The 6060-nt window shown below is 66.5% G+C and carries 6 protein-coding genes; 3 read left to right on the top strand and 3 right to left on the bottom strand.

Going from position 1 to position 6060, the window contains the following annotated elements; genetic code table 11:
• Positions 1 to 170: 170 nt before the first annotated feature.
• Complete coding sequence (locus HNO88_RS11170) at positions 171 to 1811, bottom strand: aminotransferase class III-fold pyridoxal phosphate-dependent enzyme (RefSeq protein ID WP_246381561.1); 1641 nt, start codon at positions 1809 to 1811, stop codon at positions 171 to 173.
• A gap of 62 nt (positions 1812 to 1873) precedes the next feature.
• On the opposite strand from HNO88_RS11170, the gene asd reads away from it, so the two are divergent.
• Positions 1874 to 2758 carry an archaetidylserine decarboxylase gene (gene asd / locus HNO88_RS11165; protein WP_184245101.1) on the top strand — a complete coding sequence of 295 codons (885 nt, stop codon included), beginning with the start codon at positions 1874 to 1876 and terminating at the stop codon, positions 2756 to 2758.
• Here asd and HNO88_RS11160 read toward each other — a convergent pair.
• Positions 2736 to 3170, bottom strand: a complete 435-nt coding sequence (locus HNO88_RS11160) for a hypothetical protein (RefSeq protein WP_184245099.1) — start codon at positions 3168 to 3170, stop codon at positions 2736 to 2738. The genes asd and HNO88_RS11160 overlap by 23 nt on opposite strands.
• A gap of 120 nt (positions 3171 to 3290) precedes the next feature.
• Between HNO88_RS11160 and HNO88_RS11155 the strand changes: the two genes are divergently transcribed.
• On the top strand, positions 3291 to 3953 hold the full coding sequence (locus tag HNO88_RS11155; RefSeq protein WP_184245097.1) for a hypothetical protein: 663 nt from the start codon (positions 3291 to 3293) through the stop codon (positions 3951 to 3953).
• A 138-nt stretch (positions 3954 to 4091) separates the two neighbouring features.
• The gene (locus HNO88_RS11150) at positions 4092 to 5012 is read left to right on the top strand and encodes an iron-containing redox enzyme family protein (protein ID WP_184245095.1); all 921 of its coding nucleotides are present in this window, start codon (positions 4092 to 4094) and stop codon (positions 5010 to 5012) included.
• Between the two features lie 107 nt (positions 5013 to 5119).
• Here HNO88_RS11150 and HNO88_RS11145 read toward each other — a convergent pair whose 3' ends face one another.
• Positions 5120 to 6040 carry an MBL fold metallo-hydrolase gene (locus HNO88_RS11145; protein WP_312857057.1) on the bottom strand — a complete coding sequence of 307 codons (921 nt, stop codon included), beginning with the start codon at positions 6038 to 6040 and terminating at the stop codon, positions 5120 to 5122.
• Positions 6041 to 6060: the final 20 nt, after the last annotated feature.

Below are 6060 nucleotides of genomic sequence, written 5' to 3'. Positions count from 1 at the left end.
GGCGGCGCCCCCCCCCCGGCGGGGGGTGGGCGCCGCCCCCCCCCCACCACCCCCCGGGGGGGTTGGTTGGGCTCTATTCTTCCCCCCCCCCGCGGGGGGGGGGGGGGGGGGGGGGGGGGGGGGGGGACCGCTTGCCAAGCGAGGGGTGGAGGGGCTTCTCCTGCGTCACCTCACCGCAGCAGATGCCTGGCGAACTCGCGCACCAGCCCACCGCGCAGCGCCTTGCGAGCGTCACCCTCCGGCGTCCACCACCAGCCATCCGCCTGCATCTTGCGCGCGGCCTCGACGAACCGGTCGGCGACCTCGTCGAACTCGGCATCGCCATAGGCCAGGCTGAAGATCAGCCGACCCGAGCCGACCCAGCTCAACGCCAGTCCCTCCGCTCTCAAGTAGAACTGCAACATCCAATGATAGCGCGAGGGCACGGTATGCCAGATCGTCCAGATCGTGCCGAGATTGGCAACCCTCACTGGCACGCCGGCCGCCTCCAGCCGTGCGTTGAGCGAGGCGGCGCGCAAGTTCCACCGCTCATCCACCTCGTGGTAGAGCGCCCTGCCCTCTTCGCTTTCCATGTGCCGCAGGAACGCGTCCATCGCGCCCATGACGTAGGGGTGCGAATTGAAGGTGCCCCGGGCGAAGCAGATGTCGGCGGGCCGGTCTTCCTTGAAGCGCTTCATCAGCGCCGCCTTGCCACACAGCACGCCCACCGGGAGGCCACCGCCCAGCGTCTTGCCATAGGTGATCATGTCCGCCTCGATCCCGAAGTACTCGCAGGCCCCTCTTCTTGCGAGGCGGAAGCCGGTGAACACCTCGTCGACGATCAGCACGATGCCCGCCTTGCGGCAGACCTGCGTCAACCGGCGCAGCCAGGCCGAGTAGGCGGCGCGATCCGCCCGACCGTCCTTGCGGCCACCGACCAGGGTCGAGTCGCCCGGCGCTCCCGCGTTGGGGTGCATGGCCTGCAGCGGGTTCACCAGCACGCAGGCGATGTTCTTGCGCGTGGAAAGCACCTCCAGCGTCGCCTCGCTCATGTCCGCCAGCGTATAGGTACCCTCGGCTGGCACCGGATTGCCGATGCCGGGCTGCACGTCGCCCCACCAGCCATGGTAGGCGCCGGCGAACCGCACCAGATGCGAGCGTCTGGTATGATACCGCGCCAGCCGCACCGCCTGCATGACGGCCTCGGTGCCCGACATGTGAAACGACACCGCATCCAGCCCAGAGATCACCTTCAGCCGGCGCACATTGTCGGCGACGATCGGGTGCAGCCCGGCCAGCGTCGGGCCCAGCGCAGACGTAGTGGCGATCCCCTCTGCCACCATCGCGCGATACGCGTCGACGCCCAGCAGGTTCACGCCATAAGAGCCGGTCAGGTCGTAGAACCGATTGCCGTCGAGGTCGGTCAGGGTCACGCCCTCGGCCGCCTGGTAGAAGCTGCCCGCGCCCAGCCGCTCGCGCACCACGGGGCTGAACTGGAACGGCACGCGATAGGCGCCGGTGAACTCCAGGTCGGGGATGCTGTCGCGGATCTCGGCAGTGTAGGCGCGCGTTTTGGCGAACCGCTCAACATAGAACGCCGACAGGCGATCGAGCGCGGCGCGGCGGCGGCCAGTCACCTCGACGGGCGCATCGTCGGCGCGGAAGAACTCGTCCGGCGTCAAGGCATAGCCCGGGACCAGTCCCGCGACCCGCTTGGCCATGCGCACGTGCCCGGTGAGCGAGCGGTGCTTGGCCCGCGACAAACGCAGCCGCTCGCGCGCCTTCTCCGCCCCCACGATGGCGGCCGCCGCACCCAGAATGCCCCAAGCCAACTTGCCTTGCTTCAACTCATGTCCCCTGCGTTCAGCTCTGAACCGGGGCGGAAGGACCCACGATGAGCCTGCGTTCCGCCGTGATGCGCGCCGCTGCCCAGGAGGATCTCAACTTCCTCCTCACCAACCGCATCCCGCGCCATGCCCTCACCCGCTTCATGGGCTGGTTCAGCAAGCGCGAGCACCCGGCGGTGCGAACAGCGTCGATCGCGCTATGGCGCCTGTTCTGTGACGTGGATTTGACGGATGCGGCGGAAAAGCATTTCCCCAGCCTCCACGCCGCCTTCGTCCGCCGCTTGCAAGACGGAGCGCGCAGCGTGGACCCGGATCCGCAAGTGATCGTCTCGCCGAGCGACGGGATCGTCGGAGCGTTCGGCCGCATCGCCGATGGCCAGGTGTTCCAGGTGAAGGGCTTCCCGTACGCGATCGCCGACCTGCTCGGCAGCGACAGCGATGCCGAACAATGGCGCGACGGATGGTTCGTGACGCTGCGCCTCACGGCAGGCATGTACCACCGCTTCCACGCACCGCACGACCTTGCCGTGGAGCAAGTGCGCTACATTTCCGGCGACACCTGGAACGTGAACCCGATCGCGCTCAAGCGTGTCGAGCAACTGTTCTGCAAGAACGAGCGCGCGCCGATCACCGTACGGCTTGCAAGCGGGGCACGGATTGCGCTGGTCCCCGTCGCAGCCATACTCGTTGCCAGCATTCGCCTGCCGTTCCTGGACGAGAGCCGTAACGTACGTGCCGGCGGCGAAGGGGTGCGCGTCTCGGCCGCCCGCTTCGCCAAGGGCGACGAGATGGGCTGGTTCGAGCATGGATCCACCATCGTCGTGCTTGCCTCCGCCGACTGCCCGCCAGTCGCGTCCTTGCGCGAGGGCGACCGGATCGCGATGGGCCAGCCATTGCTGCGGATCGAGGTCAGCGCTTCTCCAGCGGCATGATGTAGACATCGAGGTGGCGCAGCTTGTCCGCCTCGTCGAACTCGTAGATGGTTACGGTGTTCGACACGTCCATGACGCCGCCGTGGGTATTGCGCTCTTCCAGTTCCAGGATCACCAGGCCGGGCGTCTCGGTCACACGGCGCAGCGTTCCTTCCCAGGTGGTGCCGGCGCCGTATCGCGAGATGTAGGACTTGTAGGTGGACCAGCCGAAGGTTTCCGCCTGCGCGCCCAGGAACACGCCTTGCCGCTCGAAGGTATCGACATCGACGATCTGCTCGATGGGCGCCCAATCCGCGTCGGTCAGAGCGCGCGTCTTTACGGTTTCGATGATCTCGGCAAACCGCTCGCTATAGGCGATGACCTTCCGGGTCAGCCCGGTGAACTGGCTGGAATGCGGCATCTCGTTGGCCATCTCGCTCTCCCGTGCTTCTTTATATGGCGAAGTATCGCGCGCCCGGTTCGGGCCGGCAAGTGCTGTCCCGTCCATCGCATGAGCGTTGACGGCAAGTGCCATAGGTGATCGAACGGCCCGGTGAACGAGCCTTTCTCAGAGCCGAACCCACCGGAAAGCACCCAGACGCGCGCAGCCGAAGCAGCGGCCGTGCGGCGGCGCTGGATCACGTTGGCCGAAGTGCTGACGGTCATCGCGGTCAGCATCTCGGCGCTGACTCTCTGGAACAGCTGGAGCGAACGCCGCGACGGCGAAGCGGCCCGGGAGAACGAGGCAAGGCAAGCCTCCAAGCGCGTTCAGACGCTGGTGCTGACCGCGGTGGTCGCCAGCGACGACACACTGACGCTCAAGCCGGCGGCCGAAGAGCAGGCGGTGCAAAGCCAACGTGTCACCTTCCCGACGGCGTTGAGCCTCCCTCCGGCCCAGACCACCGGCGAGCCGCGCATCGAAGCGGCCTGGTTCGGCCGGGCGCTCATCACCGCGCGCGAGAAGGCCAGCATGCCCGACGAGAGTCGTGGCGATGAGCGCCTGCCGGTCACGATCGCCACACGCTTCCTGGTCGACGGCAAGCCGCATGACGATGTCGCGATCTACGACGTGGGCTACTCCATCAGCGGACGCTGGCTGAGTGGCCACACGTTGACCTTGCGCGGCATTTCGTTGGTTTCACGCGTCCGCAGCGGCCAGGCACAAGCCGCGCTCGATGCGCGCTGGCGCACGCTTTTCCCCGGCAAGACCAAGTAGACTTACGCGCCCCGTCCGACCTCTTCGAAGCACGCTTGCCCCACCAGGGCAATGTTCGGGGGAACCTGCCCAGCCTTCCCCGCGTTTGCTTGCGAGAGAAGAGGAATTCGTATGCAGAACGGGCACTTAACAAATATCATGACGCGACGATCGGCACCGGTTCCCGCGGCGCAGGATTGCTTTTCCGACGCGTTCCAACGGGATCTTGCGCGTTGGAACCGCACCCGGCTCGAGCCGCAGTTCCCCGACGAGGACTGGCGTGGCACCCTCGAGAGCGATGCACAGATGCTGCAGCTCGAAGGCGAGTTCCTCGAAGCCTTGCGTGCGCAAGTGCAGGCGGAGGCCGCAAGCGCGCCTACCGCTCCCGACGCCTTCATCGCCTGGTTCGAAGGCCTGATCGAGACCGGACCCGGCCAAGGCGACCCGCTGTTCCCCTGGATCGCCGAGCGTGCCACGCGCGACGAGATTCGCTGGTTCTTCGAGCAGGAAGCCGCGGGCGAGGCAGGCTTCGATGACCTGGTCGCCTACACCCAGGTCAAGCTGCCCGACCAGGCCAAGCTGGAATTGGCCCGCAACTACTGGGACGAAATGGGCCGCGGCAATGCCAAGGGCATGCACGGCCCGATGCTGCACAAGATCTCCGACGTTCTGGACGTTCGGCCCACCATCGAGGGCACTGTAGGAGAGAGCCTGGCGCTGGCCAATGCGATGACCGGCATGGCCACGTCTCGCCGCTATGCCTGGCACTCGGTCGGCGCGCTCGGCGTCATCGAACTCACCGCGCCGGGCCGCTCGGCCGCAGTCGCGCAAGGGCTACGCCGCGTCGGCCTGAGCGGCAAGGAGCGCCACTACTTCGATCTGCATGCGGTGCTCGACGTAAAGCACAGCGAGGCGTGGAACCAGGAGGCGTTGCTTCCGCTCGTGCGGGAAGATCCGCGCCGCGCGACCGCCATCGCGGAGGGCGCGCTGATGCGATTGACTTGCGGCAAGCGCTGCTTCGATCGCTATCGCAAGCAGCTGTGGGGGGCACACACGCCGCAGCTCGCGGTGCTGAACTGAAGAAGGATTTGCGGGCTGTCCGGTTTGGCGGCTTCAGAAGGTCGATGTGGAGGCGGTGGTAGAATGCTCGTCTGAACCCTGCCCGATGTCGCCCGACTGGCGCAGGGTCAGTCTGCCGGGCGCGGAGGCACGGGGTAGAGAATGAAGTCGTCGTGCACGTCGATCCTGGGGCTTTGGCCTTGAGCCGCGGCAGCCCTCTGAAGCTCTGTGATAGCTTCGGGCAGTAGAGCCAGCCCATGCTCGCCGGGGTGCGACTCTGCTTTCATCGGGTAATCCCGACCGGGCACGGCGGTCATCTCGATGTGCGCACCGAGCACAGCTCGAACAGGATGTTCGCTGGCGAAGGCCGCCAGCCGATCGGCACTCGCGTGGAACGTATCCATGCGATCGGTCGGTACATAGAGACGGCCGGGGTAGAGCATGTCGCCCGAGAACAGCAGCTGCGTGCGCGCATCATAGACCATGATGTGCGCCGGCTCGTGCCCCGGTGTTGGGATCACATCGAGCACGCGCCCGCCCAGGTCGATACGGCCCAGTCCTCGCGGCCAATCTGCAATGCCGAAGAACGTCGCGACGTCCGCAGGGTTCAGACCTACCACCTTCGTATTCGGCCGACTGCGAAGCTCGTCATCGCCGGCATGGTGGTCCCCATGGCTGTGCGAATGCGCCACGATGAGCGGAAGCGCCTTTCCACCAAGCTTCCTCTGGTGCGCCTCCATCAGGCGATCGATCGTGGGCCGGATTTGTAGCCCGCCGGCGCCGCTATCGATCAGCAGGGCTCTATCACGGCCGAACAGGAGATAAAGAAACGGCGCTTCGAAGTTCGTGCGCACCGACTGGCGGATGACGTATGTGTCGTTATCGATCCGCTGCACTTGCGTCTCGGGCTCGCCTTTGGACGTGCCATCGATCCACGGTGCAAACTGTGGCGCCCTCGCGGGCGGGGCAGCGCCGGCGACAAACAGCGCCACAGATGTCGCCAGCAGCACGCGTGATACTGCCCGTTTGTAGCGTAGCTGCCCGATCACGGCTGTGCTCCGAAAAGTGG

It is taken from the genome of Novosphingobium chloroacetimidivorans (assembly GCF_014204535.1).
Classification (GTDB): Bacteria; Pseudomonadota; Alphaproteobacteria; order Sphingomonadales; family Sphingomonadaceae; genus Novosphingobium; species Novosphingobium chloroacetimidivorans.
Note: the sequence above shows the minus strand (reverse complement) of the source record. Positions and strands in the feature narration are given on the sequence as shown.

What these genes read in the sequence shown, in the direction of transcription:
- HNO88_RS11150 (WP_184245095.1), top strand. Translation starts at nt 4,092, where the DNA reads ATGACGCGACGATCGGCACCGGTTCCCGCGGCGCAGGATTGCTTTTCC.
- HNO88_RS11160 (WP_184245099.1), bottom strand. Translation starts at nt 3,170, where the DNA reads ATGGCCAACGAGATGCCGCATTCCAGCCAGTTCACCGGGCTGACCCGG.
- asd (WP_184245101.1), top strand. Translation starts at nt 1,874, where the DNA reads ATGAGCCTGCGTTCCGCCGTGATGCGCGCCGCTGCCCAGGAGGATCTC.